This window comes from Saccharopolyspora taberi (assembly GCF_039534165.1).
GTDB lineage: Bacteria > Actinomycetota > Actinomycetes > Mycobacteriales > Pseudonocardiaceae > Saccharopolyspora_D > Saccharopolyspora_D taberi.
Genome location: NZ_BAAAUX010000016.1, coordinates 209,623 through 232,990, shown reverse-complemented (window position 1 = coordinate 232,990; position 23,368 = coordinate 209,623). Strand labels below are relative to the sequence as shown.

The window sequence follows — 23,368 nt, the reverse complement described above, 5'->3', positions numbered from 1 at the left end:
ACCGATCGGTCAGATCGCTGACCGGTCGGTCAGTCAGGACTTGGCGAGGTCGCGGGAGAGCGCGGTGAGGCGGCTGGTCGCGCGCAGGTACTTCTTGCGGTAGCCGCCCTGCAGCATCTCCTCGGTGAACAGCGCCGACAGCGGCTCGCCGGAGACCCGGACCGGGATCGCCCGGTCGTAGAGCCGGTCGGCCAGCGCGACCACCCGCAGCGCGACGTCCTGGTTCGGCGCCGGGCTGACCCCGCGCAGGTGCACCGCGCCGACCCCGTCGACCAGCCGCCCGTACTTCGACGGGTGCAGCCGGGCCAGGAAACCGCACAGCTCCTCGAAGTCGTCGAGGGTGGCGCCGTCGGTCGCCGCGGCCAGCTCGGTCAGCTCCGCTTCGCCCATCGGCTCCGGCGGGTCCGGCAGCCCGCGGTGCCGGTAGTCCGGGCCGTCGACGCGGGTCACCGCGAACCGGGACGACATCGCGTGGATCTCGCGCAGGAAGTCCGCGGCGGCGAAGCGGCCCTCCCCCAGCTTGTCCGGCAGCGTGTTCGAGGTCGCCGCGATGTGCACCCCGGCTTCGGTGAGCTTGGCGATCAGCTGGGTCACCAGCATGGTGTCGCCGGGGTCGTCGAGCTCGAACTCGTCGATCGCCAGCAGCCGGTGCGCCGAGAGCCTGCGCACGGTCTCGGCGAAGCCGAGCGCGCCGACCAGGTTCGTCAGCTCCACGAACGTGCCGTAGGACTTCGGGCCGGGCACCGCGTGCCAGAGCGAGGCCAGCAGGTGCGTCTTGCCGACGCCGAACCCGCCGTCGAGGTACAGGCCGGGCTTGCCCTTCGGGGCCTTGCGCCCGCCGAACAGCGACTTCAGCCACGAGCCGCCGCCGTCGGAGGCGGCCGTCACCTGCTCGGCGAACGCCCGGCAGTCCTCGACCGCCGCGGCCTGGCTGGGTTCGTCCGGGTTCGGGATGTAGGTGTCGAAGCGGACCTCGTCGAACCGGGGCGGCGGGGTCATCGCGTCGACCATCTCGTCCGGAGTCAGTTCGGGACGGCGGTCGGCCAGCCGCGGGGTGCTCATGCGCCGAGCCTAACCGGCGTGGTGGGATGCCCCCGTGGACAGGCTCTGGCCGGTGAACGGCGCACCGCAGGTCAACGCCGAGGTGGAGGACACCTACGAGTACCCGGAGTCGCTGGAACGCCCGTGGGTCCGGGTGAACTTCGTCTCAAGCCTGGACGGCGCGGTGACCCTGGAGGGCAGGTCGCGCGGGCTGTCCGCGCCCGAGGACCAGCGGCTGCTGGGCCTGATCCGGGACCTGTCGGACGTGATCCTGGTCGGCGTCGGCACCGCGATCACCGAGGGCTACCGCGGGGTCAGGCGGACCGAGGTCCGCGGCGAGCGCCGGACCCGGCGCGGGATGTCCGAGGTGCCGCCGATCGCGCTGGTCACCCGGTCGGCCGCGCTGCCGCCGGACTCGCCGCTGCTGACCGACACGCTGGTCCCGCCGATCGTGCTGACCTGCGAGGCGGCCCCCGCCGACCGGCGCGCCGCGCTGGCCGACGCAGGGGCCGACGTGGTGGTCACCGGCGACGGGCAGGTGGACCTGCGCGCGGCGCTCGACGCGCTCGACGCGCGCGGCCTGCGCCGCGTCGGCTGCGAGGGCGGGCCGACGCTGTTCGGCTCGCTGGTCGAGGCCGACCTGGTCGACGAGCTGTGCCTGACGCTGTCGCCGCTGCTGGTCGCGGGCGACGCGGGCCGGATCGCGTCCGCGACCGGGCCCGCCGTCCCGCGGCGGATGGCGCTGCGCTCGGTCCTGCGGGCGGAATCGCTGCTGATGCTGCGCTACGCGAGAATGCCCGGGTGACTGCCGCGACCGATCAGGCGCTGGTCGCCGCCGCCCAGCGCGGTGATCCGGCGGCGTTCGACGAACTCGTCCGCCGCCACACCACGACGATGTACCGGGTCGCGGTCCGGATCCTCGGCAACTCCGCCGAGGCCGAGGACGCGGTCCAGGACGCGTGGGTGTCGGCCTGGCGATCGCTGTCCCGGTTCCGCGGCGACGCGGCGCCCTCGACCTGGCTGTACCGGGTGGTGACCAACGCGGCCCTGGCCCAGATCCGGCGCCGCAGGCCCACGGTGCCGCTCGACACCGCCGACGAGGCCGTCGGCGGGATGTTCGCCGACCACCGCAACCCGGAGGGCCAAGCGGTCCGCAACGAGGAGGCCCTGATGGTGCACCGGGCGATCGCGACCCTGGAACCCTCACAGCGGGTACCGCTCGTGCTGCACGAGTTCGAGGGGATGGGTTACGACGAGATCGCCGAGGTGCTCGACACCAACGCCGCCGCACTGCGCTCCCGGCTGCACCGCGCCCGCGCGGCGTTGCTGGCCAGGCTGAAGGAGATGCGCGATGACTGACCGCTCCTCCGCCGACCCGACGTTGCCCTGCGGTCGCACCGTCGTCGAGCTGGTGGCCCTCCAGTCCGACGGCGGTCCGCCGGAGCTGGCCGCGCACGTCCGCGAATGCCGGTACTGCCAGGCCGAGCTGGCCGAGCTGGACGCGGCCTGGGCACCGGTGCGGCGGGCGGCGGAGGTCCCGGTGGAGCCGCCGCACGGGCTGGTCGAGCGGGCGCTGACGACGGTGCGCGGCATCCGCGCCGGATCGGGTTCGACGCCGGTGGAGCTCGCCCAGGACGGCGGCACGCTGCGGATCCTGCCGCAGGCGGTGCTGCTGCTGACCCGGCGGCTGTGCCTGGAGATCCTGACCGGCCACCCCGGCGTTCACCTGCGCGGGTGCACCGGCGACGTGGACGAGGTCCGGGTGGACCTGATGGTCCGCTACCGGCTGCCCGCCCCGGTCGAGGCGGAGCGGATCCGGCGGGAGCTGACCGCGGCGCTGCGCGAGGCGCTCGGTGCGGCGGCCCCGGCGGTGTGGATCCGGATCGCCGACGTCGAGCCGCCGGGCTGAGGCGGTGGTGACCGGCGAGCGGGCGACCGGCGCAGAACCTAGGGTTCTGGCGCGGCGCGCAGACGCCCGGGTCACTCGAACAGGTGAGTTGGGTCACGGCGCCGACAGAGCTCCGGCTCCGTGCGCATCTGATCTTCTGACAGACCCGCCGGGCACGGCGGCGGGAGGTGCGGAAAGGATTTTCCCATGACGCAAGCGCAAACCGGTTCGACGCAGTCCGAGAACGCCGAGTCCAAGCGGGTTCCCGAGTCCCGCGCGGGCGGTTCGCCCGCCCGTCTGGCCGACGAGACCTCGCAGGGCAAGACCACGATCGCGGCCTCGGTGGTGCAGAAGATCGCCGGGATCGCCGCGCGCGAGATCTCCGGTGTGCACGCGATGGGCGGCGGGGTCTCGCGGGCCTTCGGCGCGATCCGCGAGCGGATCCCCGGCGGCAGCGGCACTTCCTCCACCTCGGGCGTGCAGGTGGAGGTCGGCGAGAAGCAGGCCGCGGTCGACCTGGACATCGTCGTGGAGTACGGCGCGTCCATCGTGGACCTCGCCCGCGCGGTGCGGCGCAACGTGATCACCGCGGTGGAGCGGATGACCGGGCTGGAGGTCATCGAGGTCAACATCTCGGTCAACGACATCCACCTGCCCTCCGAGGACGGCGAGGAGGGCGGCGGCAACGGCACCGCCACGTCCAGGGTGGAGTGACCTGTTCGATGACCGAGCAGCAGGCGGCCGACCGGGTGGCCGCGGCCGCGCTGGGGCACCCGAGCGTGCTCCGGCTGGACGGCGGCGCCCACGGCGTGATCGCGACCCCCCTGCCCGGCAGGCGGGTCACCGGCGTGCGGATCCGCGACGAGGGCACCGAGATCGGCGTGGTGCTGGGGCTGGACCGGCCGCTGCCGGAGATCGTCGCCGAGCTGCGGGCCGCGGCGGAGCGGGCGGGCGCTCCCGGACCGGTCGACATCACCGTGGTCGACGTCGAGCAGGCGGGTGCCCGATGACCGCGCGGGACGCGGCGGCGAGGGCGGAGATCCGCGCCTTCGCGCGGGCCAACCACCCGGACCGCGGCGGAGATCCGGAGGTCTTCGCCACCGGCCTCGCCGCCCTGCGCGCCCGCCAGCGGAAACGGGACGAGCAACGGGACGACCCCCGCTACGACGCCCCGGTCGTCGTCGTGCAGCGCCCCCGCCTCCGCCGCCTGACCAACCGCCTCTGCCTCCTGGCCAACCGCCTCCGCCGCCACCCCAGGGTTCGATGAAGCCCAGGAGGCGTTATGGCCCAAACCAACCATCGCCCTCAAGCGGCGAAGCCGCTTAGCCCACCAACGCAACAGAACCACCCGCGGGTTCTCAGGCGTCGCCTCGCGAGGACAGCTTTTTCCCTCGTATTGGACATACGTGGGAAAAAGATCCCGCAGCGAGGCGGCGTCTGAGGTTCCGCCAAGCAACCACCCACGCATAACGACCACAGGAAGGTAAGAACAAATGACTGCGACGCAGACTGGGTTGTTGGGGGGTCTGATCCTCGGCACAGCCGCCGCGGTCGGCGGCTTCGCCGGATTCCTCATCGCACTGGCGGTGGGGGCGCTGGGGCTGGTGGTCGGGCGGGTGCTCGACGGCGAGCTGGAGATCGGCGACATCTTCGGCCGGGGGCGCGACAAGTGAGCCAGGCGGACGCGAACGGCGGCCGGCTGCCCGATCCCGCCGAGCGCGGCGGGCTCGACATCAGCCGCGTCGTGCTGCGCAAGATCGCCGAGCACGCGGCCGACGAGGTCGCGGCCGGGGCCCGGGTGCGCCGCCGGATCGCGGGGGTCGGGCTGGGCGAGCACGGCGCGAGCGCGCAGCTGTCCGGACCGGACCAGGAGCTGCGGGTCCGGCTGGAGGTGGTGCTGCACTACCCCTCCCCGGTGCGGACGACGGTGCGCGAGATGCGCGAGCGCGTCGGCTCGGAGCTGGACCGCCTCGCGGGCTGCCAGGTCCGGACCGTGGACGTGACGGTGGCCGCGATGGTGCCCGCGGCCCGGCCGCGGCGGGTGGGGTGAGCCGATGCGCGCGCTGGTGCGGCTGATCACCGCGGTACTCGGGCTGGCCCTCGCGGCGGCCGGTGGGCTGCTGGCCGTGGAGACCGCGTGGGCCTGGGCGCGCGGCGACCGGCTGCTCGTTCCCTGGGGCGCGGTCCGGTCGGCGCTCGACTCGCTGGCGTGGAACCAGCCCGCGGTCATGGTGACCGCGGCGGGCGTTGGGGTGGTCGGGCTGGTGCTGCTGCTGGTCGGGTTCTCCGCCGGGCGCAAGGAGATCCGGTTGCACGACCCGGCGCCGGAGGTCACCGTCACCACGGATCCGCGGTCGCTGGCCCGGCTGGTCGGCCACCACGTGCGCGCCGAGGACGGCGTCGCGGGTGCGACCGTCACCGCCGACCGCCGGAAGGTGCGGGTCCGGGCGACCGCGCGGTTCCGGCAGACCGGTGACCTGCTGGACCGGGTCACGAGCACGGTGCGGGAGACCGTCGGGGAGCTGCCGGTGCAGCGACCGCCGAAGGTGTCGGTGTCCCTGGGAGCGGCCAAGGAGCGGCGTTGACCACCTCGTTGAACGGCAAGGCGGAGATCCGGCCGAGCAGCACCTCGATCGGGCGCGGGCTGGGGTTCGAACGCGCCGTCGTCATCGTCGTCGGCTTCGCCGCCGTGCTGGCCGGGGCGCTGGCGCTGGTCGTCGGCGCGGGCCGGCTGGGCGTCTACCGCGCGCGGCGGCCGGTGCTGGATCCGCTGCTGGTGCAGTGGTGGCAGGCGAACCGGCAGCTCGCGATGGTGATCGCGATCGTGCTGGGGCTGGTGCTGGTGATCGTCGGCCTGTGGTGGACCGCCCGGGCGCTGCGCCCCGAGTCCCGGCCGGACATGCGGTTGGAGAGCGGCCCGGACGGGAACCTGACGGTGGCGTCGTCGGCGCTGGTCGACGCGGTCCGCGCGGACGCCGAAACGGTGACCGGGGTCAAGCGGGCGCGGGCGCGGATGGCCGGGAACGCGGAGAACCCGAACCTGAGGCTCACGCTGTCGCTGCACGAAGGCACTAATGTGCGTCACGTGTGGGAGGAGCTCGACGACAAGGTGCTCTCCCGCGCGCGAGCGGCGCTGGAGACCGAGGTCCTGCCGACGGCGATCCGGCTGGAGCTCGACCGCGCACCCCGCCAGCGGGTGCGGTGACCGAGGAGGACGCCGATGGCGCTACCGCTGACCCCGCCGGTGAAGCCGATGCTGGCCAGCCCGGTCGACGGCGTCCCGGACCGCTCCGACCTGCTGTTCGAGCCGAAGTGGGACGGTTTCCGCTGCCTGGTGTTCGCCGATCCGGGCGCGGCCGAGCCGGGGTTCCTCCAGTCGCGGACCGGCAAGTCGCTCAACCGCTACTTCCCGGAGGTCCTGGCCAACCTCACCGCCGCGATCGACCGGCCGCTGGTCCTGGACGGCGAACTGGTGATCATCAGCCGCGACGGGCACGGCGAGAAGCTCGACTGGGACGTGCTGACCGAGCGCATCCACCCCGCCGCGAGCCGGGTGCGGCTGCTCGCCGAGCAGACCCCGGCGACGTTCGTCGCCTTCGACCTGCTCGCGCTCGACGACCGCGACCTGACGGCCGAACCGCTGTCGGTGCGGCGGGAACTGCTCGCCGGTCTGGCGCTGCACCACGAGGGTCTGCACACCACTCCGGTCACCGACGACCCGGCGACCGCGCGGGAGTGGCTGCGGGTGTTCGAGGGCGCCGGACTCGACGGCGTGATCGGCAAACCGACCAGCGGCGCCTACCAGCCGGGCAAGCGGACCATGCTCAAGGTCAAGCACTCGCGGACCGCCGACTGCGTGGTCGCCGGACTGCGCTGGCACGCCAACACCGAACCCGGCACCGCCGTCGGCTCGCTGCTGCTGGGGCTCTACGACGACAACGACGTGCTGCACCACGTCGGCGTGGTCGGCGCGTTCCCGGCGGCCAAGCGGCGCGAGCTGGCCACGACGCTGGCCGATCTGCTCGACGCCGAGGGACATCCGTGGCTGGACCCGGACGCCGGCGAGGGCAGGCGGCTGCCCGGCGGCGTGACCCGGTGGCGCAGCGGTGAGCTGGTGTGGGAGCCGCTGCGGCCGGAGCTGGTCGTGGAGGTCGCCTACGACCACACCGAGGGCGCGATGCCCTCGCGGTTCCGCCACACCACGCAGTTCGTCCGGTGGCGGCCGGACCGCGAGCCCTCGTCCTGCCGGTACGACCAGCTCGACGAACCGGCCCGCTACGACCTGGATTCGATCTTCAGCGGAGAGGTCCGGTAGCGCTCCACAGCGGGCGGATCGCGCACTACTGTCGCGGACGTGGACAAGCAGCGAATCGCAGTGATCGGCGGCGGAGCGATCGGCGGAATCCTGGCCGCGGCAGCGCATTCCGCGGGTCACGAGGTCAGCGTGTGCGTGCGGACCCCGTTCGAGCGGCTGGTCGTGGACGGTGCGGAGGTACCGGCCGCGATCGTCACCGACCCACAGGACGCGCCGGAGGTGGACTGGATTCTGCTGACCACCAAGGTGCAGGACGTCGCGTCGGCGGCGCCCTGGTTGCGCGGACTCGACAACGGGCGGGCGCCGATCGTGCTCGTGCAGAACGGCGTCGAGCACGAGGAGTCGGTGTCCGGGCTGGACCTGCGCGGGCCGCTGCTGCCTGCGCTGATCTACGTCAGCGCGGAGCGGGTGCGGCCGGGGCAGGTGGTCCGCCGGAGCCCCGCCGCCATGATCGTCCCGGCCGAGGGCCCCGGTGAGCGGTTCCCGGAACTGCTGGCGGAGATCAAGGTGTCGCGGACAGCGGATTTCCGCACCGAGGCGTGGCGCAAGATGCTGATGAACCTCGCCGCGAACCCGATCACCGCGCTCACCCTGCGCCGCCTGGACGTCCTGCACGAGCCGGGCGTGCCGGAGCTGGCCGCGGCCGTGCTCGGCGAGGCGGTCGAGGTCGCCCGCGCCGAGGGCACGACGCTGACGCAGGCCGATGCGGACAAGCTGATCAACGCCTACAACAGCGGCGGCGACCCGGAGAACGGCACGTCGATGCTCTACGACCGCCTCGCGGGCCTGCCGACCGAGCACGAGCACATCACCGGCGCGTTGGTGCGCGCCGCCGCGCGGCACGGCATCCCCACGCCGCAGAACCAGACGCTGCTCACGCTCCTGCGCGCGATCCGGCCGAGCCAGGTGCATTGATCACGAGCGTTGTTGACCGTGCTCGTCGGTCCAGAGGTCGCCCCCCGCGACCGGGTCACCGCGTCCCCCGGGTAGCCCCGACGGAAGCGAGCACGACGCAACCGACGGCGACCCACTGAGCGATCCCGAGCGCCTCGCCGAGCACGACCAGCCCGGCCAGCGCGGCGATGGCCGGCCCGAGGCTCATCAACACCCCGAACACGCGCGGTGGGATCCGCCGCAGCGCCTCCACGTCGAGCGAGTACGGGATCACCGACGACATCAGCGCGACCAGCAACCCGACGGCGAGCACTGCCGGGTCGAGCAGCGCCGAGCCCGCTCCCGCCACCCCGAACGGCAGCGCCACCACCGCACCGAACGCCATGCCCAGCGCGAGCCCGGACCCGCCGGAGGTGTGCTCGCCGAGCTTGGCGCCGAGCAGGATGTAGCTCGCCCACAGCACCGCGGCCAGCAGCGCGCAGGCCACGCCGACCCAGTCCAGCCCGCCTTCGGCGCGGGACAGCAGCAGCACCCCGGTCCCGGCCAGCAGCGCCCACAGCACGTCCAGCTTGCGCCGGGAGCCGAACAGCGCCACGGCCAGCGGCCCCAGGAACTCGATGGTGACCGCGATGCCCAGCGGGATCCGCTCGAACGCCGCGTAGATGCTGATGTTCATCCCGGCCAGGACCACGCCGTAGCCGAGGACCACCGCCAGCGTCCGGCGGTCCATGCGCAGCGACGGGCGCCAGAGCACCAGCAGCACCAGTGCCGCGAACGCCAGCCGCAGCGTCACCACTCCGGGCGAGCCCGCGACGGCGAACATCTGCTTGGCGAACGCCGCGCCGACCTGGAGGCTGGCCATCCCCAGCAGCACCAGCACCGGCGGCGGGACCGCTCCGAACGCCCGGGACGCGGTCCGCTCCAGCCCGGCCAGCGGTTGCCGGCGCGACTCGGCCCCGTCCATGTGCGCCATCACCATGCCCGGCACGCTACCGGGCGCGAGCGGATTGGTAGAACCGATTTACCCCTCACCGGGGTCATACGCCGATCATGCGATCCTGACCCACGTCCGCGCGTCCACGACAAGGAGTCCCCGTGCCGCCTCGTCTCCACCGGGCCGGGATTCTCCTGCTCCCGCTGGTGCTGCTGCTCGCCGCCTGCTCGGTCGGCCCCTCGCAGCGCCCGGCGGTCGCCTACCGCGACGCCGAGCAGCAGGTCGCCCCGGCGCCGCTGCCGCCGGGCCCCGCTCCGGTGCCCCCGCTGGGCCCGCCCGCGCAGGACGCGCTGTCCTGGGAGGACTGCACCGAGCAGACCGGCTCCGAGCTCGGCACCCCGATCCCGGCCGACGTCAGGTTCTCCTGCAGCCGGCTGCTCACGACGCTCGACTCGCCGGAAGCCCCGATGCGCGGCAGCACCCGCACCGCGCTGCTCAAGGCCGGTTCCGGCCCGGTGCCGCTGGTCGTCGTCGGGGACGTCGGCGGTGAGCCCGGCACGACCTTCGCCGCCCGGATGGCGCTGACGCTGCCGCCCGAGGTGCTGCGCACCTTCCACGTGATCGGGCTGGACCGGCGCGGCACCGGCGAGTCCGAGCCCGCCGACTGCATCCCGCCCGAGCAGCGGGAGGCGATCGTCGGGTTCGACCCCCGCGCCACCGACCGCGCGGTGCTGGACCGGCTCACCGACTCGGTCCGCGACGCCAGCCAGCAGTGCCTGCTCAACCTGGACGAGCGGTTGCAGGCCTACGACACCTGGCGCACCGCCGCCGACCTGGAGGAACTGCGCATCGAGCTGGGAGTGCCGAAGCTGCACGCGATCGGCCGGGGCGAGGCCGCGCGGCTGCTGACCACCTTCGCCGAGCGCTACCCCGAGTCGGTGGGCCGGATGGTGCTCGACGGCGCGCTCGACCCGCAGCTGGAGTCCACCCGCGGCGAGGAGGCCCAGGCGCAGGGCGCCGAGCAGGTCTTCGACGTCTTCGCCGCCGACTGCGCCAGCCGCGGCTGCCCGCTGGGCCCGGATCCCCGGCGCGCGGTCTCCGACCTGGTCGAGCGCACCCGCACGACCCCGCTGCCCGCCGCCGGAACCTCGGTCCCGGCGGGCAAGGTCGTGCACGCGCTGCTGCTGGGCCTGCAGGACCGGTCCGACTGGCCGCGGCTGGCCCAGGACCTGGCCGACGCGGTCCGGGGCGACGGGACCGCGCTGGCCGCCAGGGTCGCCCCGCTGGTCAGCGGGGATCCGCTCACCCCGGCGCGGCTCGACGGCGACATGATCACCAGCTGCAACGACACGACGACGCGGGTGCCGCCGCAGCGCAGCGCGGAGGTCGCGGCGGACTGGGGCGGCAAGTTCCCGCTGTTCGGCGGTGTGTTCGCGCAGCGGTTGGTCTGGTGCGGGCTGTGGCCGGTGCCGCAGCAGAAGCTGCCGGTGCCCGCGACCCCGGGCCTGCCGCCGATCCCGGTGATCAGCACCGCGCACGACGTGCTGGTGCCCGCGCTGGGCAGCGAGCACATGGCCGAGCAGCTGCCGTCCGGGCTTGTGGTGCGCTGGCTGGGCGCCGGCCACGGCGCGGTCGGCCGCTCCGGCTGCGCCACCGCGGCGGTCAGCAGGTTCCTGGTCGACGGGGTCGCACCCGCCGAGGGCATGGCCTGCCCGGGGTGATCCCGCAGCACCCCGGACAGGCGACCCCGCCGCTCAGCGGCAGCTCGAACAACAGCCGCAGGACGGCCCGGAGCAGCTTCCGCAGCAGCTGCATCCACCGGCCTGGGCCGGAACTTCGGTGCGATCCATGGTGCCTCCCCGTCAAAGACGAATACCAGCGGTAGCGATAGTCCTCGCGAACGGTCGAACTCAAACACCGCCGGGCGAGCGAAGCACCTTCCTCCGGTTCGCTGACCAGGCAGCATGCACACATAGCTATGCGTGACCGAATGCGAAATCCGGATGACACCGACGATCTTCGGGTGCGATGCTCAGCGCCTCCGAGACCACCGACAGCGAGGATCCATGAACGCACCCGGTCCGGCGATCGTGCTGCTCACCGGCATCCAGGCCGCGGGCAAGTCGACCGTCGCCCAGGCTCTGGCCGAGCGGCTGCCCCGATCGGTGCACGTCCGCGGTGACGTGTTCCGCCGAATGGTGATCGGTGGCCGGGAGGAGATGTCCGCCGAGCCGTCGCAGGAGGCGGTGCGGCAACTGCGCCTGCGCCTCCAGCTGACCGCGCGGACCGCCGACGCCTACTTCGACGCGGGGTTCACCGCGGTCGTCCAGGACGTGCTCCTCGGCGAGCACCTGGCCGAGACGGTCGCGCAGATCCGCAACCGGCCGCTGCTGGTCGTGGTCCTCGCCCCCACCCCGGAGGCGGTCGCCGAGCGCGAGGCCGGGCGGGGCAAGAACGCCTACGACCACTGGGCCGTGCAGCAGCTCGACGCGGTTCTGCGCGAGCAGACCCCGCGCATCGGGCTGTGGCTGGACACCTCGGACCAGACGCCGGAGCAGACCGTCGACGAGATCCTGCGCCGGGCGTGGACCGAGGCGTCCGTGGAGATCTAGGTCCAGTCGTAGTCGTAGTGCTCGAAGTCGGGCTGGTAGTACGCCTTCGCCGTGATCGCCCCGAGCAGCGCCAGCACGCCCAGCACGATGATCACGATCAGCAGCACCCGCGCGCCGCGCGACAGCGTCAGCGGCCGGGTGCCCTGCTCCGCGGAACCGCCGTCGCCGAACAGCCGCTTCGGGTAGTCGGCGGTGAGCAGGTAGAAGTACGCCTGCACGCGGAAGGCGTAGCGCACCACAGCTGCCGAGGCGCCGAACACCGGCCGCGGCACGCGCCCGGCGATCAGCACGCTCAGCCACAGGAAGAAGCTCACCACCGCCCAGCCCTCGGTGACCACGGCGCTGACGACGGCCGCCGGGATCACCAGGATGATCCGGAACAGCACCGCGGCCCAGTGCAGCCGCCCCGGCCGGATGTCGGTCCGCACCGGGTAGCCGAGCCGCGTCACCAGGAACGGCGGGAACTGGTCGGTCAGCAGCGAGTAGTAGGCGTTCACCCTGGCCTGGTAACCGACGTAGAGCACCAGGAAGTCCGCGATCCAGCCGGGCAGCCGCCCGGTGAACAGCGCGGCGAACCAGCCGAGGACCGCCACCACCGCCGCCGCGATGCCCACGAAGTAGACCACGATCGCGTGCGGGATCAGCAGGATCAACCGCACCAGCACGGTCCAGCGCCGCTGTTCGCCCGGCCCCTCGATCTGGATCTCCGGCAGGAACGACGTCCTGCCCTCGGACGGCTGGCTCATCCCGGCCTCCCCCCAGCGTGGACAGAGCCGGTGCGACGGTAACACCGGGGCGGAACCCGCACCCGATTTGCGGACCCGGGTCGCACGTACGTCCGAAGTGGACCAACGGCTGCGCGTTCCGCCGCCCCCGCAACGAGATCTTGGCTGCCGCCCCGGCTAGCCGAGCACCGCCAGCAGTTGCCGGGCGAACTCCCGGGGGCGCTCGGTGCATCCGAGGTGCCCGCCCGGGAACTCGACGACCTCCGCGCCGAGCAGCTCCGCCAGCCGGGCCGCGGGCCCGTGCAGCGGCAGCTGCGCGCGCGAGTCCCGCCCGGCGGCCAGCACCAGCCGGTCCGCGCCGCGCCGCAGTGCGGCGATGTCGGGCGCCGTCCGCGAGAACGGGCACAGCATGTGTTCCAGGAACACCGGGAGGTTGGCGTTCATCCTGGGCAGCATTTCCCGGATCTCCGGGGGAAGTTCCGTCGCCGCCGATCCGTCGTCCCCCAGCCCGCGGCTCATGTGCGCCATCGCGGCTCCCGCTCCTTCCGCGCGGAAGACCTCGCGCACCTCGGCGAACAAGGCGTGGTGCGGCGCGGGGTCGGCGAGCACTTCGAGCAGCGGCGGTTCGTGGGCGACCACCCGCCGCAGCCGGTCAGGGTGCCGGGCCAGGAGGTCCAGCGCGACGATGGCGCCGGAGCTGTTGCCGAGGACGCGGACCTCCTCGTCCGGGGACAGCAGGTCGAGCAGTCGCCGGGCGTCGTCGCTCCAGACCTCCACCCGCTGGTCGGTGAGCGGACCGTCGAGCGGGCTGCGGGACAGGCCGCGCGGATCGTAGGAGACCACGGTGTACCGGCTCGCGAGTTCCGCCGCGATTCCCTCGTACATCCCGGCGTCGCCCGCACCGCCTGGGATCAGCAGCAGGACCGGGCCGCTGCCGCGCTTCTCGTAGTGCAGGGTGGCTCCGGGCACCGCGAGGGTGCCGGACTCAGGGCTGTTCATCGTTCACTTCCGCCAGATCTGGTTGGCCAGTTCTCCAGGAGCACGTGCAGGGCGTCGAGCGAACGCGCCCAGGATTCCCGCACGTCGCGTGGATGTCCGAAGCCGCCGCCGAGCTCCAGGTGGATGTAGCCGTGGAAGGCGCTGCGCAGCAGGCGGCCCGCGTCGGTCAGGTCCGGCTCGGCGAGGCCGTAGGCGCGCAGCACGCCGTGGGTCAGCTCGACGCTGCGGCGCAGGCCCGCAGAGTCGGCGACCTCCTCGGGATCGAACCGCATCTGGGTCGCCGCGTAGCGGCCCGGATGTTCGAGCGCGTAGTCGCGGTAGGCGTCGGCGAAGGCGACCAGCGCGTCCTTGCCCGCGCGGCCCGCCACCGCCGCCGCGATGCGCTCGGTCATCTCCTCGGCCGCCAGCAGGCCGACCCGGACCCGGAGGTCCCGCACGTTGCGCACGTGCGAGTACAGGCTCGCGTCCTTGACCCCGAACCGCCGGGCCAGCGCGGAGAGCGTGACCTTGTCCAGCCCTTCCTCGTCGGCCAGTTCCGCAGCCGCCGCCGTCAACCTGGCGGCGGTGAGCCCCGCACGCGCCACAACACCCTCCTAGGCTAAGCAGGCAGAAACCTAACACATCTAGGTTTCAGCGCCGCTTGCCCGTCCACACCGCGCCCGCGCTCGCCGCGATCACCAGTGCGATCGCCACGCACTGCGTCAGCGACAGGCCCTGCCCCAGCACCAGGAAGCCGGCCGTCGCGGCGACGGCCGGAGCCAGGCTCGTCAGCACCGCGAAGGTCGCCGGGGGCAGCCTGCGCAGGGCGAGCAGTTCGAGGGTGTAGGGGATCCCCGAGCTCAGCGCCGCGATCGCCAGGCCCAGCGCGAGCACGCCGGGTTCCAGCAGCGCCGCACCCGCCGACCCGACCCCCAGCGGGAGGCTGACCAGCGTGGCCACGGCCATCGCGATCGTCAGCGCGTCCAGCCTCGGGAAACGCGCTCCGGCGCGGGCGTTGAGCACGATGTAGGCCGCCCACATCGCCCCCGCGCCCAGCGCGAAGGCCACGCCCGCGACGTCGAGCCGGCCGAAGTCGCCGCGCCCGAGCAGGTAGACCCCGCCGAGGGCGAGCCCGGCCCAGAGCAGGCTGGTGGCGCGCCGCGCGGCGACCACCGACAGCACCAGCGGCCCCAGCACCTCCAGGGTGACCGCCGCGCCCAGCGGGATCCGGTCGATCGCTTGGTAGAACAAGATGTTCATACCGCCGAGCGCCAGCCCGAACCCGCAGGCCGCGACCCAGTCGGCGCGCGCGTACCCCCGCAGCCGGGGCCTGGTGACCACCAGCAGCACCACCGCGGCGAAGGCGATCCGCAGGGCGACCGCGCCCAGCGCCCCCGCCCGCGGGAACAGCAGCGCGGCGAAGGCCGACCCGAACTGGACCGACAGCGTCCCGCCCAGCAGCAGGCCGATGCCGCCGAGGGTGGCGCGCCGAGCCGGAACAGCCGCCGTCGCAGGCGCGGACGAGTTCTGCACAGGCGAGTTCTGCACTGGCGAGTTCTGCACTGGGGACGTCATGACCTTCACGCTAGGAATCCGGCCACACCGCGGGGAAATGCCGAAACCACCGCGGTTATGCTCGGCAGGCATGACCATCGAGCTGCGGCACCTGCGCGCCTTCCTCGCCATCGCCGAGGAGGGCAACGTCACGCGCGCCGCGGTCCGACTGCACCTGAGCCAGCCCGCGCTCTCCCGCACCCTGCGGCAGCTGGAGGAGCACCTGGGCGCCCGGCTCGTCGACCGCTCCACGCACCACCTGGAGCTGACCTCCGAGGGCCGCACCCTCCAGGACAAGGCGCGCGCCGCCCTCGCCGCCGTGGACACCGCCCTCGACCCCGGCGGGCTGAAGAGCTGGCCGCTGCGCCTCGGCCACACCTGGGCGGCGTTCGGCGACCACACGATCCCGCTGCTGCGCCGCTGGGACGAGAAGCACCCTGGCGTCGCTCTGGAGCTGCTGCGCGTCGACGACCGCACGGCCGGCCTCACGCAGGGCAAGGTCGACGCGGCACTGCTGCGCGGCGCGATCACCTCGCCCGGTCTCCGCACGGAGTTGCTGCTCCGGGAGGAACGCGTGGCGGTCCTGCCCGTGGACAGCCCGCTGGCGGCGCTGCCCAGGGTCGCCCTGGCCGACATCTCCGGGTACCCGATCGCCCTCAACACCGTCTCCGGCACCACGACGATGGACCTGTGGCCGCCTGCCGCCCGGCCGTCATCGACGCTGGAGGTGACCAACACCGACGAGTGGCTGATCGCGATCGCCGCGGGCCGCGCGGTGGGCGTCTCCACGTCGGCCACGCCCAGCAACCACGCGCACCCGTCGCTGGTCTACCGCCCGCTCACCGACGCGCCGCCGGTCCCCGTCGTCCTCGCCTGGCGCGAGGGACCGGGGCACCCGGCGATCCCGGACCTGCTCTCGCTCGCGCACCAGGTCCTCGCCGACGACACCGGAAATCCGCGCAGCTGAGCCGGAATCACGATGATCGTCCACTATGGATTGTCATCGAACCCGCAAGGAACTGTTCACCCGCACGGCCCCGGGGCGACACGCGGCCGGGTCTAAAGTCGCGCTGCCCGTAAACCGGTTCTCACTTCGCCCAGAAGGAGCAAGCCGTGGAACGTCGCCATTTCCTGCGTGCCGCCGTGCTCGGTGTCGGCACCTCCGTCGCCTTCGGATTCAGCGTGACCAGGGAAGCGATCGCGTACCCCGCCAAGACCGGCCCCAGCCCCTACGGCGCGCTGCAGGCCGCTGACGCCAACGGGATCATGCTCCCGTCCGGCTTCACCAGCCGAGTCCTCGCCCGCTCCACCCAGACCGTCCCCGGCACCTCGCACACCTGGCACGGCGCTCCCGACGGCGGTGCCTGCTTCGCCGACGGCACCGGATGGATCTACGTGTCCAACGCCGAACTCGGCTCCGGAGCCGGCGGGGTCAGCGCCCTGAAGTTCGACGCGAGCGCCCAGATCACCGGCGCCTACACGATCCTGTCCGGCACCACCCGCAACTGCTCCGGTGGCGCCACCCCGTGGAACACCTGGCTCTCCTGCGAGGAAACCGACCTCGGCTACGTCTACGAGACCGACCCGTGGGGCGCCAAGGCCCCCGTGCGGCTCCCGGCGCTGGGCCGCTTCAAGCACGAGGCCGCCGCGGCCGACCCGGACCGCAAGGTCATCTACCTGACCGAGGACGAGTCCAACGGCTGCTTCTACCGGTTCGTGCCCACCACCTGGGGCGACCTGTCGGCGGGCACCCTCCAGGTGCTGGTCGAGTCCGGCGGAGCGCTGTCCTGGGTCAACGTCCCCGACCCCGACGGCAGCCCGACCCGCACCCGCAGCCAGGTCTCCGGGGCCAAGGTCTTCAACGGCGGTGAGGGTGCTTTCTACCGCAACGGCACCTGCTTCTTCACCACCAAGGGCGACAACCGGGTCTGGGCCTACGACGCGGTCAACAACGTCCTGAACATCGCCTACGACGACAACCTGACCGCGAACCCGCCGCTGACCGGTGTCGACAACATCACCGGCGCCTCGGTCGGCGACCTCTACGTCGCCGAGGACGGCGGCAACATGGAGATCTGCATCATCACCCCGGACGACATCGTCGCGCCGTTCCTGCGGGTCAACGGGCAGAGCGGGTCCGAGCTCTGCGGCGTGGCGTTCAACCCGGCAGGCGACCGGCTGTACTTCTCCTCGCAGCGCGGCACCACCGGTTCCAGCAGCGGCGGCATCACCTACGAGGTGACCGGCCCGTTCCGCCGCTAGCGGTAGCTCCCCGTCCCGGCGCGGGAGGTCCCCGGACCTCCCGCCCGGCTACCGCGAACCCTTCCGGGACCGGGTCGGTTCGCCCGGCATCTTCGGGTAGTCCGGCGGGTAGGGCATCTCGCCGAGGCCGCGGTCGCGCTCGTCCCTGGCGTACCAGTCCAGCAGGGTCTCGATGCCGAAGCTCTCGGAGTCCAGCTCCCGGTGCGGGTCCCCGTTCTCGGCCAGCCACCGCGGGACCGTGGTCAGGTCGAAGTCGTCGGGCTCCACTTCGGACAGCTGAGCCCAGGTGACCGGAGTGGACACCGTGGCCCTCGGCGTGCCGCGGATCGACCACGCCGACGCCACGGTCCGGTCGCGCGCGGCCTGGTTGAAGTCCAGGAAAACCCGCTCGCCCCGGTCGGGTTTCCACCAGTCCACTGTGGCCAGACCAGGGATCCGCCGCTGCACCTCGCGGGCCAGCGCGATGACCGCGCGCCGCACCAGGACGAAGTCCCACTCCGGCCGGATCCGCACCAGCACGTGGATCCCGCGCCCGCCGGAGGTCTTCGGGTACCCGGTGAGCCCTGCCTCGGCCAGCACCTCGCGCAGCACACCGGCGACCTCCGCCGCGTCCGCGTAGTCGGTGCCCGGCTGCGGGTCGAGGTCCACCCGCAGCTCGTCCGGGTGGTCGACGTCGGCCGAGCGGACCGGCCACGGGTGGAAGTCCAGCGTCCCCAGCCCGGCCGCCCACACCAGCACCGCCGGTTCGGTCGGGCGGACCTGGTGCGCCCTGCGCCCGGACGGGAAGGTGATCTCCACCTGCTCGACCCACGGCGGCGCGCCCTTGGGCACGCGCTTGGCGTAGAAGGGTTCGCCCGGCACCCCGCCGGGGTAGCGCTTCAGCGTCGTCGGCCGGTCCCCGATCGCGCGCAGCAGCGGCTCGGCCACCGCCAGGTAGTACTCGGCGATCTGCCGCTTGGTGAACCCGCGCTCGGGGAAGTACACCTTGTCCGGATTGGACAACCGGACCGAGCGCCCGCCGACTTCGAACTCCAGGTGTGCCGCCACGGACAGCAGCCTAGGACCCGATCGGGGAATCTTCCCGGTGAACGCGCGAACCGATCAGCCGCAGCAGCACGCCGTCCGGCAGCGCTTCCAGCGCGTGCAGCCCGTCGGCCCGCAGGGTCGGCTCGGGATCGGTCGGCCCGGCCACGCCGATGACCGGCATGCCCGCCGCGATCCCCGCCGCCACGCCCGCGTCGGCGTCCTCGACCACGACGCACCAGGACGGCTCCACCCCGAGCCGGTCCGCCGCCAGCAGGTAGCCCGCCGGGTCCGGCTTGCCCGCGGCGAGCTGCTCGCTGGTCACCAGCGTCGCGGGCGCCGGGAGCCCGGCGGCGTCCAGCCGCGCGCGGGCGAGCGGTTCGGTGCAGGCGGTGACGATCGCCCAGGGCCAGCCTGCGAGCGCGGCGAGCAGCCGGGCGGCGCCTGGCAGGGCGCGCACGCCGTCGGTGTCGTCGAGCTCCGCGCGCAGCAGGAGCTCGTTGTCCGCGCGGTTCTCGGCGTCCGAGCGGTCCGGCAGCACCTCGGCCATCACCTCGTGGCCCGGCCTGCCGTGCACCCGGTCGATGAACGACTCGACCGGCACGCCGACCTCGCCCGCCCACCGCTCCCAGCTGCGCCGAACCGCGGCGTGCGAGTCCACCAGCGTGCCGTCGAGATCCAGCAGCACCGCCCGGGCCCGCAGCTCCGCCGTGATTTTGTTCTGCATGAGAACAAAATAGAATGGGCCGACCTCGCCAGGGAAGGGGTGGAGTGGTCCACAACGCCGCGGCCCGCGTGCTCGCACTGCTGCACTACAACGGCCCGATCACGCGAAGCACCGCCACGACCTCGCTCGGTCTCGCCCGCAGCGCGGTCGGGAACGCGGTGGCAGAGCTGGAAGAACTGGGCCTGGTCAGCACCCGAGCGCAGAGCGCGGCGGCCGGGCGCGGCCGGCCCTCGCCGGTGATCGAGGCGGCCCCGGCAGCGCCGTTCGTCGTCGCCTGCGCCCTGCGGCAGGACCACGTCGAGGTCGCCGCCGGAGCGCTCGGCGCGCCCGTCCGCACCGGGCGGCGGATCGAGCTGCCCGAGCCGCCCGGTCCGGACCGGTTGGCCGCGATGCTCGCGGAGCAGGTCCGGCGGACGATCCGGGAAACCGGCGGCACCTGCGCCGGGGTGTGCGTGGCGGTCCCGGGGGCTCTGCGCGAGAGCGACGGTTTCGTCCACTCCGCACTGCGCTTCGGCTGGACCGACGTGCCCTTCGGCGAGCTGGTGACCGAACGCGTGGACGGCCCGCCGGTCCGCTTCGGCCGCGACAGCAACCTCGCCGCGATGGCCGAGTACCGGCGCGGCGCGGCGGCGGGCGCGGCCAACGCGCTCGTCCTGACCTGCGACCACCGCGGAATCGGCGGTGCGCTGGTGAACGAGGGCGCGCTGTTCGTCGGAGACGGTCACGCCGTCGAGGCCGGGCACGTCGTGATCGATTCGCGCGGCCCCGCTTGCTCCTGCGGATCGCGCGGCTGCCTGGAGCTCTACGCCGACGCTGCCGCCCTGCTCCGCACGGCCCGCGCCGACTCCGTCGCCGAAGCGCTGCGCGCGACCGGGCCGCGCAGGCGCACCGCGCGCAGGCTCGCCGCCGGGCTCGCCGGCCTGACGACAGTCCTCGACCCCGACCGGATCGTGCTCACCGGCTTCCTCGCCCGCCTGCTCGCGGCCGAGACCGAGCTGCTGGAGTCCGAGACGCGGCGGCTGTCCCTGGTCGCCAGGGCCGGTCGCGCACGGCTGGTCTCCGGCGCCCTGGACGCCCCGGTCCTGACCGGCGCCGCCGACCGCGCGTTCGAGTCCCTGCTGGCCGATCCCCAGCGGATCGGCGGCTGAACCGGCCACCCATCGGCGCTACCGTGTGGGCATGCCAGCCGACGACGGCAACGGGCGGTTCGAGGACGAGCTGATCGGCCTCGACCCGCACGATCCGGAGACCCAGGCGTTCGCCGAGCACCTCGACCGGATGCAGCGGCCGAACTCCAAGGCCACCGTCGAAGGCATGCTGCAGGGCGTCGACGACTTCGCCCAGTGCGCCAACCGCACCGCGGGCCACCGCCGGGTCGTCGTGGTCCTGGTCGTCACGCTGATCCTGGTCGGCGTGCTGTTCACGGTCTGGAACGCGCTGGCCTTCGTCCTCGACACGTTCCTGCGCTGACCTGTCGGACGGCTGCCGCACACTGGGGTCGTGCTCGAACTCGACCGGCGCCAGGTGCTGGCCTACCGGTACCGCGTGCAGCAGCTCGACAGATCGGCCGCCGAACCCGATGTGGCCGAGCTCGGCTTCCAGGACTCCCCGGCGGGCACGGGCGCGCAGTCGCTGCTCGCCAGGTGCCCGGACGCGCGGGCGGACCTGACCCTGGCCTGGACCCTCCGGGGCTCGCCGCACCTGCACCGGCGGGAGGACCTGCCGCGCCTGGCCGCCGAGCTCTTCCCGCTCTCCGACGCCGATGTGGTCGCGCGCATGCCGGTCATGAAGCAGCTCGCCGAACCGCTGCGGGCGTTCGGCCGGGTTGTGCGCGCGATGCGCGAGCACGCGGCCGAACCGACCGACAAGGCGTCGCTGAGCGCGGCCGTGACCAGGGACGTCCCGGAAGCGTCGGCGTGGTGCGAGCCCTGCGGGTCCACGCACGTCTTCTACTCTCTGTTCCTCCAGACGGGCCTCGCGGCCGGTCTGGAACTCGCCCGGGACGGCAGCCGGGTGCGGATCAGCGCGCTGTCGCCGTGGACCCCGCCGACCGGAGCGACCGGGACGGCGTCGGCGATCCGCCGGGCGCTGCGCTTCCTGGGCCCGGGCGGCAACGCCGACGTGGCCGCGTTCCTCGGCACCCGGCCCACCGCCCTGCGCGGCGTGTGGCCGGACGACCTCGCCCCGGTCCGCGTCGAAGGCCGGCAGATGTGGGCGCGCCGGGAAGATCTCGCGGCGCTGGAATCACCACCGGAACCGTCCGGGGTCCGGCTCGTCCCGGTCGGCGACCCCTACCTCCAGGCCAGGAACCGCGATCTCACCGTGCCCGACGAGCGGCGGCGCAAAGCGCTGTGGGGCCCGGCCGCCACGGCGGGCGCCGTGCTGGTCGGCGGGCGAGGTCGCCGGGACCTACCGGGCGAGCCGGAAGGGGCAGGTGTTGCGCGTCTCGGTCGCGGAGTTCACCGCCACCCCGCGCTCAGCGGTGGAGGAAGAGGCCGCCGGGCTCGCCGCCCTGCGCGGCGCGCGATCCGCCGAAGTGGCGTTCGAGCGCTGAGATCTCCAACGCTGGTACGGGCATTCGACCTGCCGACGCATTAGCGTGGAGGCATGGAACCGGTAGTGGGCGCTACGCCGAAGGTCGTGAAATCCGAGCAGGAGTGGAAGGAACAGCTCGGCTCGGGCGAGTACGCCGTGCTGCGCCAGGCCGCGACCGAACGCCCGTGGTCCGGCGAGTACGTCGACACCAGGACCACCGGCGTCTACGAGTGCCGCGGCTGCGGCGCCGAACTGTTCCGCAGCGAGACCAAGTTCGACTCGCACTGCGGGTGGCCGTCGTTCTACGACCCGCGCGACTCCGACGCGGTGATCCTGCGCGAGGACCGCTCGATGGGCATGGTCCGGGTGGAGGTGCTGTGCGCCTCCTGCCACGGCCACCTAGGGCACGTCTTCGAGGGCGAGGGCTACGACACCCCGACCGACCAGCGCTACTGCATCAACTCGCTCGCGCTCCGGCTGGTCCCGGCCGACGAGGGCTGACGCAGCAGCCGCCACACCACGTCGACGCCGTCCTCGGCGGCGGTCACCGGCTCCTGCGGCGGCCGCCGGTCGACCTCGGTGAAGCCGAGCCTGCGCGGCACCGCCCCGCTGGCGCGGTTGGCGGCGTCGTGCACGATCTCCACCCGGTCGGCGCCGATCCGGAACGCTTCGAGCACCAGCGCCTCCGCCGCCCGCGTCGCGACTCCCCGGCCGGTGTGGTCCGGGTGCAGCCAGTAGCCGATCTCCAGGCCGCCCGGCCCGATCCGGGCCATCATCCCGGCGCTGCCGATGATCGCGCCGGCGTCGGACAGGATCGCGTACCCGTACTCCTTGCCGGATTCCCAGCCCGCGTCGCACGCTTCCAGGAAAGCGGCGCCCTTCTCGCGGTCGTAGTCCTCGGCCCAGGGCATCCAGGGCGTGAGGTGGTCCAGGGCCTCGGTCACCACGCGCAGCATCTCGTCGAGGTCGTCGCGGCGCCAGCGGCGCAACCCGACGCCCTTGTTGTGCAGGGTTTCCCTCGGTCGCTCCACACCTGGATTGTCCCGCCGCGCGCGACCGGATTTCGGCTACTGGACGGGGGAATCCGAGGGGCGCACGTCGAACAGGCAGCCGTAGCCGGTGATCGGAGCGCGGACCCCGCACTCGTGCAGCGCCTGCCACAGCAGCGCCTGGTTCGCGGTGAGCACCGGACGCCCGAGGTCCTGCTCCAGCGCCGCGATCACCCCGACCGCGCGCAGGCCGTTGCCGCCGACGAACACCGCCTCCGCGCGGGCGGGCACGTGGCGGCGGATCCAGTCGTAGAGCTCGGCCGGGTTGATCCCGCGCTGGGTGCGGGGCAGTCCCGCGGGGGCGTGGAACACCGCTGCCAGCCCCTGGTCGTCGAAGTAGGCCGCGCCCAGGGCGTCCAGCTCGTCGTCGAACCAGGGCGGGTCGACCAGCGCCAGGTCACCCACACCGAGCGCGCGCAGCCCGGCCACCGCCGCCGCGCACGTGGCCACGACCGGGACGCCCGAGGCCTTGCGCAGCCGCTCCAGCATCTCGGCTTCGCCCTTGGCCCCGATGACGTACGCGGAGCTGGTGAACCCGTACGCGATGCAGCGCACGGGCGCCGCCGCCAGCAGTCGTGCGGCCTCGTCGATGTGCGGCGGCTCCGCGAAGGCGCGCACCGGAGCCAACGGGATCGTCGACGGCATCACTCCGCCCTGCGCCATCGCACCGAAGTGCACGCGCGAGGCGTGGATCCGGACCCCGTCCGGGGCCATCGCCTGCAACTCCGACTCGGGCCCGATGTCACCGTGCGGAGTCAGCACCCCGATCCGCGCCCGCGCGTCCCAACCGTCCGGCTGCCACATAGCGCCATTGCAGTACCGACGGCGCCG

Annotated in this window: 30 protein-coding genes; 20 read left to right on the top strand and 10 right to left on the bottom strand. The window is 73.4% G+C overall.

Features of this window, described 5'->3' with window-relative positions; all coding sequences use genetic code 11:
- Window positions 1-33: 33 nt before the first annotated feature.
- Complete coding sequence (gene zapE / locus ABD691_RS19970) at window positions 34-1,062, bottom strand: cell division protein ZapE (RefSeq protein WP_344681887.1); 1,029 nt, start codon at window positions 1,060-1,062, stop codon at window positions 34-36.
- A 52-nt stretch (window positions 1,063-1,114) separates the two neighbouring features.
- Between zapE and ABD691_RS19965 the strand changes: the two genes are divergently transcribed.
- The 12 genes from ABD691_RS19965 (at window position 1,115) to ABD691_RS19910 (ending at window position 8,159) form a co-directional block, all read left to right on the top strand.
- Window positions 1,115-1,846, top strand: a complete 732-nt coding sequence (locus tag ABD691_RS19965) for a pyrimidine reductase family protein (protein ID WP_344681885.1) — start codon at window positions 1,115-1,117, stop codon at window positions 1,844-1,846.
- Window positions 1,843-2,400: an RNA polymerase sigma factor gene (locus ABD691_RS19960; RefSeq protein ID WP_344681884.1), complete on the top strand. Its 558-nt coding sequence runs from the start codon at window positions 1,843-1,845 to the stop codon at window positions 2,398-2,400. The genes ABD691_RS19965 and ABD691_RS19960 overlap by 4 nt, the downstream gene beginning before the upstream one ends.
- Window positions 2,393-2,950, top strand: a complete 558-nt coding sequence (locus tag ABD691_RS19955; protein ID WP_344681882.1) for an anti-sigma factor — start codon at window positions 2,393-2,395, stop codon at window positions 2,948-2,950. Before ABD691_RS19960 ends, ABD691_RS19955 begins: the two co-directional genes overlap by 8 nt.
- A 186-nt stretch (window positions 2,951-3,136) precedes the next feature.
- Window positions 3,137-3,643, top strand: coding sequence for an Asp23/Gls24 family envelope stress response protein (locus ABD691_RS19950; protein WP_344681881.1), 507 nt, complete (start codon window positions 3,137-3,139; stop codon window positions 3,641-3,643).
- 8 nt (window positions 3,644-3,651) lie between these two features.
- A complete protein-coding gene (locus tag ABD691_RS19945) occupies window positions 3,652-3,939 on the top strand; it encodes a hypothetical protein (protein WP_344681879.1) in 288 nt (95 codons plus the stop codon).
- Window positions 3,936-4,196: a hypothetical protein gene (locus ABD691_RS19940; RefSeq protein ID WP_344681877.1), complete on the top strand. Its 261-nt coding sequence runs from the start codon at window positions 3,936-3,938 to the stop codon at window positions 4,194-4,196. The genes ABD691_RS19945 and ABD691_RS19940 overlap by 4 nt, the downstream gene beginning before the upstream one ends.
- Before the next feature lie 226 nt (window positions 4,197-4,422).
- Complete coding sequence (locus tag ABD691_RS19935; RefSeq protein ID WP_344681875.1) at window positions 4,423-4,602, top strand: hypothetical protein; 180 nt, start codon at window positions 4,423-4,425, stop codon at window positions 4,600-4,602.
- The gene (locus tag ABD691_RS19930) at window positions 4,599-4,979 is read left to right on the top strand and encodes an Asp23/Gls24 family envelope stress response protein (protein ID WP_344681873.1); all 381 of its coding nucleotides are present in this window, start codon (window positions 4,599-4,601) and stop codon (window positions 4,977-4,979) included. Before ABD691_RS19935 ends, ABD691_RS19930 begins: the two co-directional genes overlap by 4 nt.
- Before the next feature lie 4 nt (window positions 4,980-4,983).
- Window positions 4,984-5,514 (top strand): DUF6286 domain-containing protein, encoded by a 531-nt coding sequence (locus ABD691_RS19925; RefSeq protein WP_344681871.1) that lies wholly within the window; start codon window positions 4,984-4,986, stop codon window positions 5,512-5,514.
- A complete protein-coding gene (gene amaP, locus ABD691_RS19920) occupies window positions 5,511-6,134 on the top strand; it encodes an alkaline shock response membrane anchor protein AmaP (protein WP_344681869.1) in 624 nt (207 codons plus the stop codon). Before ABD691_RS19925 ends, amaP begins: the two co-directional genes overlap by 4 nt.
- Window positions 6,135-6,149: 15 nt before the next feature.
- Window positions 6,150-7,244 carry an ATP-dependent DNA ligase gene (locus ABD691_RS19915; protein WP_344681867.1) on the top strand — a complete coding sequence of 365 codons (1,095 nt, stop codon included), beginning with the start codon at window positions 6,150-6,152 and terminating at the stop codon, window positions 7,242-7,244.
- 39 nt (window positions 7,245-7,283) lie between these two features.
- The gene (locus ABD691_RS19910) at window positions 7,284-8,159 is read left to right on the top strand and encodes a 2-dehydropantoate 2-reductase (RefSeq protein ID WP_344681865.1); all 876 of its coding nucleotides are present in this window, start codon (window positions 7,284-7,286) and stop codon (window positions 8,157-8,159) included.
- Between the two features lie 55 nt (window positions 8,160-8,214).
- On the opposite strand, the gene ABD691_RS19905 is transcribed toward ABD691_RS19910, so the two are convergent.
- Window positions 8,215-9,117, bottom strand: a complete 903-nt coding sequence (locus tag ABD691_RS19905) for an EamA family transporter (RefSeq protein ID WP_344681863.1) — start codon at window positions 9,115-9,117, stop codon at window positions 8,215-8,217.
- Window positions 9,118-9,233: 116 nt separating this feature from the next.
- Between ABD691_RS19905 and ABD691_RS19900 the strand changes: the two genes are divergently transcribed.
- Window positions 9,234-10,793 (top strand): alpha/beta hydrolase, encoded by a 1,560-nt coding sequence (locus ABD691_RS19900; RefSeq protein WP_344681861.1) that lies wholly within the window; start codon window positions 9,234-9,236, stop codon window positions 10,791-10,793.
- 345 nt (window positions 10,794-11,138) lie between these two features.
- A complete protein-coding gene (locus ABD691_RS19895) occupies window positions 11,139-11,684 on the top strand; it encodes an AAA family ATPase (RefSeq protein WP_344681859.1) in 546 nt (181 codons plus the stop codon).
- Here ABD691_RS19895 and ABD691_RS19890 read toward each other — a convergent pair.
- The 4 genes from ABD691_RS19890 to ABD691_RS19875 form a co-directional block, all read right to left on the bottom strand.
- Window positions 11,681-12,430, bottom strand: coding sequence for a DUF4389 domain-containing protein (locus ABD691_RS19890; RefSeq protein WP_344681857.1), 750 nt, complete (start codon window positions 12,428-12,430; stop codon window positions 11,681-11,683). The genes ABD691_RS19895 and ABD691_RS19890 overlap by 4 nt on opposite strands.
- Before the next feature lie 156 nt (window positions 12,431-12,586).
- Window positions 12,587-13,408 carry an alpha/beta fold hydrolase gene (locus ABD691_RS19885; protein ID WP_344681855.1) on the bottom strand — a complete coding sequence of 274 codons (822 nt, stop codon included), beginning with the start codon at window positions 13,406-13,408 and terminating at the stop codon, window positions 12,587-12,589.
- A complete protein-coding gene (locus tag ABD691_RS19880; RefSeq protein WP_344681853.1) occupies window positions 13,405-13,992 on the bottom strand; it encodes a TetR-like C-terminal domain-containing protein in 588 nt (195 codons plus the stop codon). The genes ABD691_RS19885 and ABD691_RS19880 overlap by 4 nt, the downstream gene beginning before the upstream one ends.
- A gap of 46 nt (window positions 13,993-14,038) precedes the next feature.
- On the bottom strand, window positions 14,039-14,962 hold the full coding sequence (locus ABD691_RS19875) for an EamA family transporter (RefSeq protein WP_344681851.1): 924 nt from the start codon (window positions 14,960-14,962) through the stop codon (window positions 14,039-14,041).
- Between the two features lie 70 nt (window positions 14,963-15,032).
- On the opposite strand from ABD691_RS19875, the gene ABD691_RS19870 reads away from it, so the two are divergent.
- Window positions 15,033-15,908 (top strand): LysR family transcriptional regulator, encoded by an 876-nt coding sequence (locus ABD691_RS19870; protein ID WP_344681850.1) that lies wholly within the window; start codon window positions 15,033-15,035, stop codon window positions 15,906-15,908.
- A gap of 146 nt (window positions 15,909-16,054) precedes the next feature.
- Window positions 16,055-17,203: an alkaline phosphatase PhoX gene (locus tag ABD691_RS19865; RefSeq protein WP_344681849.1), complete on the top strand. Its 1,149-nt coding sequence runs from the start codon at window positions 16,055-16,057 to the stop codon at window positions 17,201-17,203.
- 48 nt (window positions 17,204-17,251) lie between these two features.
- Here the strand turns inward: ABD691_RS19865 and ABD691_RS19860 are convergent, their stop codons facing one another.
- Window positions 17,252-18,250 carry a DNA polymerase domain-containing protein gene (locus ABD691_RS19860; RefSeq protein ID WP_344681846.1) on the bottom strand — a complete coding sequence of 333 codons (999 nt, stop codon included), beginning with the start codon at window positions 18,248-18,250 and terminating at the stop codon, window positions 17,252-17,254.
- Window positions 18,251-18,260: 10 nt separating this feature from the next.
- Window positions 18,261-18,953: an HAD-IA family hydrolase gene (locus ABD691_RS19855; protein ID WP_344681845.1), complete on the bottom strand. Its 693-nt coding sequence runs from the start codon at window positions 18,951-18,953 to the stop codon at window positions 18,261-18,263.
- Between the two features lie 44 nt (window positions 18,954-18,997).
- On the opposite strand from ABD691_RS19855, the gene ABD691_RS19850 reads away from it, so the two are divergent.
- From ABD691_RS19850 to msrB, 4 genes are read left to right on the top strand one after another with little or no spacing between them, the layout of a single operon-like run.
- The gene (locus tag ABD691_RS19850; protein ID WP_344681844.1) at window positions 18,998-20,101 is read left to right on the top strand and encodes an ROK family transcriptional regulator; all 1,104 of its coding nucleotides are present in this window, start codon (window positions 18,998-19,000) and stop codon (window positions 20,099-20,101) included.
- 31 nt (window positions 20,102-20,132) lie between these two features.
- Window positions 20,133-20,423, top strand: coding sequence for a hypothetical protein (locus ABD691_RS19845; RefSeq protein WP_344681842.1), 291 nt, complete (start codon window positions 20,133-20,135; stop codon window positions 20,421-20,423).
- Between the two features lie 30 nt (window positions 20,424-20,453).
- Complete coding sequence (locus ABD691_RS19840) at window positions 20,454-21,551, top strand: DNA glycosylase AlkZ-like family protein (RefSeq protein WP_344681840.1); 1,098 nt, start codon at window positions 20,454-20,456, stop codon at window positions 21,549-21,551.
- A gap of 9 nt (window positions 21,552-21,560) precedes the next feature.
- Complete coding sequence (gene msrB, locus ABD691_RS19835; protein WP_344681839.1) at window positions 21,561-21,989, top strand: peptide-methionine (R)-S-oxide reductase MsrB; 429 nt, start codon at window positions 21,561-21,563, stop codon at window positions 21,987-21,989.
- Here the strand turns inward: msrB and ABD691_RS19830 are convergent.
- Window positions 21,938-22,519, bottom strand: coding sequence for a GNAT family N-acetyltransferase (locus ABD691_RS19830; RefSeq protein ID WP_344681838.1), 582 nt, complete (start codon window positions 22,517-22,519; stop codon window positions 21,938-21,940). The genes msrB and ABD691_RS19830 overlap by 52 nt on opposite strands.
- Before the next feature lie 36 nt (window positions 22,520-22,555).
- Window positions 22,556-23,341: a maleate cis-trans isomerase family protein gene (locus ABD691_RS19825; protein ID WP_344681837.1), complete on the bottom strand. Its 786-nt coding sequence runs from the start codon at window positions 23,339-23,341 to the stop codon at window positions 22,556-22,558.
- Between the last annotated feature and the right edge of the window lie 27 nt (window positions 23,342-23,368).

Bases quoted from the DNA above. Each gene is read 5' to 3' on its own strand.
- zapE (WP_344681887.1), bottom strand. From the start codon at position 1,062: ATGAGCACCCCGCGGCTGGCCGACCGCCGTCCCGAACTGACTCCGGAC.
- ABD691_RS19955 (WP_344681882.1), top strand. From the start codon at position 2,393: ATGACTGACCGCTCCTCCGCCGACCCGACGTTGCCCTGCGGTCGCACC.
- ABD691_RS19950 (WP_344681881.1), top strand. From the start codon at position 3,137: ATGACGCAAGCGCAAACCGGTTCGACGCAGTCCGAGAACGCCGAGTCC.
- ABD691_RS19945 (WP_344681879.1), top strand. From the start codon at position 3,652: ATGACCGAGCAGCAGGCGGCCGACCGGGTGGCCGCGGCCGCGCTGGGG.
- ABD691_RS19940 (WP_344681877.1), top strand. From the start codon at position 3,936: ATGACCGCGCGGGACGCGGCGGCGAGGGCGGAGATCCGCGCCTTCGCG.
- ABD691_RS19935 (WP_344681875.1), top strand. From the start codon at position 4,423: ATGACTGCGACGCAGACTGGGTTGTTGGGGGGTCTGATCCTCGGCACA.
- ABD691_RS19925 (WP_344681871.1), top strand. From the start codon at position 4,984: ATGCGCGCGCTGGTGCGGCTGATCACCGCGGTACTCGGGCTGGCCCTC.
- ABD691_RS19915 (WP_344681867.1), top strand. From the start codon at position 6,150: ATGGCGCTACCGCTGACCCCGCCGGTGAAGCCGATGCTGGCCAGCCCG.
- ABD691_RS19905 (WP_344681863.1), bottom strand. From the start codon at position 9,117: ATGGTGATGGCGCACATGGACGGGGCCGAGTCGCGCCGGCAACCGCTG.
- ABD691_RS19895 (WP_344681859.1), top strand. From the start codon at position 11,139: ATGAACGCACCCGGTCCGGCGATCGTGCTGCTCACCGGCATCCAGGCC.
- ABD691_RS19890 (WP_344681857.1), bottom strand. From the start codon at position 12,430: ATGAGCCAGCCGTCCGAGGGCAGGACGTCGTTCCTGCCGGAGATCCAG.
- ABD691_RS19885 (WP_344681855.1), bottom strand. From the start codon at position 13,408: ATGAACAGCCCTGAGTCCGGCACCCTCGCGGTGCCCGGAGCCACCCTG.
- ABD691_RS19875 (WP_344681851.1), bottom strand. From the start codon at position 14,962: ATGACGTCCCCAGTGCAGAACTCGCCAGTGCAGAACTCGCCTGTGCAG.
- ABD691_RS19870 (WP_344681850.1), top strand. From the start codon at position 15,033: ATGACCATCGAGCTGCGGCACCTGCGCGCCTTCCTCGCCATCGCCGAG.
- ABD691_RS19855 (WP_344681845.1), bottom strand. From the start codon at position 18,953: ATGCAGAACAAAATCACGGCGGAGCTGCGGGCCCGGGCGGTGCTGCTG.
- ABD691_RS19845 (WP_344681842.1), top strand. From the start codon at position 20,133: ATGCCAGCCGACGACGGCAACGGGCGGTTCGAGGACGAGCTGATCGGC.
- msrB (WP_344681839.1), top strand. From the start codon at position 21,561: ATGGAACCGGTAGTGGGCGCTACGCCGAAGGTCGTGAAATCCGAGCAG.
- ABD691_RS19825 (WP_344681837.1), bottom strand. From the start codon at position 23,341: ATGTGGCAGCCGGACGGTTGGGACGCGCGGGCGCGGATCGGGGTGCTG.